This window comes from Thermodesulfobacteriota bacterium, assembly GCA_039028315.1.
Classification (GTDB): Bacteria; Desulfobacterota_D; UBA1144; order Nemesobacterales; family UBA2774; genus CR02bin9.
In genome coordinates this window covers 1-1,647 of the sequence record JBCCIH010000272.1, presented here as the reverse complement: position 1 = coordinate 1,647, position 1,647 = coordinate 1, and the positions used below count along the sequence as shown (strand labels likewise).

Below are 1,647 nucleotides of genomic sequence, written 5' to 3'. Positions count from 1 at the left end.
TGGCTCCTGCACAATGAAATTAAATTCCACGACCCAAATGGTCCCAGTTACATGGCCAGAGTTCTCAAAGCTTCACCCCTTTGCACCAAAAGACCAGGCCAAGGGTTATGAAAATATATTCTCAAAGCTAGAGTCCTACCTCGCTGAAATTACAGGACTTCCTGGAGTTTCCCTACAACCAAACTCCGGAGCCCAGGGCGAGTATGCCGGGCTAATGGTAATTAGGGCATATCATAATGATAGAGGAGAAGGGCATAGAGATGTCTCTTTAATTCCATCATCTGCTCATGGAACCAATCCTGCAAGCGCCGCCATGGCAGGAATGAAAGTGGTTGTCGTAAAATGCGACGATCAGGGCAATATTGATATTGAAGACTTAAGAGACAAGGCACACAAACATCAAGACACGCTTTCTTGCATCATGGTCACTTATCCTTCGACCCACGGTGTTTTTGAAGAGGGAATAAAAGAGATCTGCTCAGTTATTCATGAAAACGGTGGGCTGGTTTATATGGACGGGGCAAACATGAACGCTCAGGTCGGGCTTACGAGCCCTTCGATAATAGGCGCAGATGTATGCCATTTAAATCTTCACAAAACCTTTAGCATCCCTCACGGAGGCGGAGGCCCTGGTATGGGGCCGATTTGTGTGACCAAGGAACTAGCTCCTTACCTTCCCGGTCATAGTGTGGTCGAGCTTGGAGGTGACAAATCTATACCAGCTGTTTCAGCCACTCCATGGGGCAGCTCAAGCATCATGCTGGTGTCTTATATCTATATAAGGCTACTGGGATATGACGGGGTTACCAATGCTACTAAATATGCAATTTTAAATGCCAACTATCTAAAATCTCAGCTCGAGAAGTTCTACAACGTTCTGTATACCGGCACAAGCAGCAGAGTTGCGCATGAGTTTATTTTGGACTTGCGCTCATTTAAAAAAGATGCAGGGATTGAAGTTGAAGATGTAGCTAAGCGGCTTATGGATTATGGTTTTCACGCCCCTACAGTATCTTGGCCAGTTGCCGGCACCATGATGATAGAGCCAACAGAGAGTGAGGCAAAAGATGAGCTTGACCGTTTTGCAGAAGCTCTAATTTATATCTATAAAGAGATGAGAGAGGTTGCAGACGGGACTGCTGACAGAGACGATAATGTGCTTAAGAACGCTCCTCATACTTCAAAAGAAATTTCAACTGATAAGTGGGAGCATCTGTATTCTAGAAAGAAAGCGGTATTTCCACTTCCATATCTTAAAGAGAATAAGTTTTGGCCGCCGGTTGGTAGAATTGACAACCCATACGGGGACAGAAACCTTGTTTGTTCCTGCCCGCCAGTTGAGTCTTATGAAGATTTACCTTTATTTATTCCGGCAAAATAATTTTCTATTTACCTTTTAATACAGTATCTATGTTAATTAAAGGAACGCCTTCACCGCCGGTAAATTTTGGCAGAGTTCCGTCCCATTTTTCAGCCAATCTTAGCAGGATAAGCTCTGGATTGTTCTTAAGAGCCTTTGCCTCTCTTTCAATAGCGTCAGCTTTTGCCCTAGAGGCTGCCTCAATCTCATAGGCCTCACCATCTGCGGCTAGCTTACGCTCCTGATATCCTGCCTCGGCTTGCGTTACCCTTCTGGTTTTCTCATTT

2 protein-coding genes are annotated in these 1,647 nt (G+C 44.9%); one reads left to right on the top strand and one right to left on the bottom strand.

Annotation, left to right across the window (positions count from 1 at the left end; genetic code table 11):
- A partial coding sequence (gene gcvPB, locus AAF462_11900) for an aminomethyl-transferring glycine dehydrogenase subunit GcvPB (GenBank protein ID MEM7009825.1) occupies positions 1-1,381 on the top strand: 1,381 nt, incomplete at its 5' end.
- A 4-nt stretch (positions 1,382-1,385) separates the two neighbouring features.
- Here gcvPB and AAF462_11895 read toward each other — a convergent pair.
- Positions 1,386-1,647, bottom strand: a 262-nt coding sequence (locus tag AAF462_11895; GenBank protein ID MEM7009824.1) for a hypothetical protein, incomplete at its 5' end; no start/stop codon positions are given.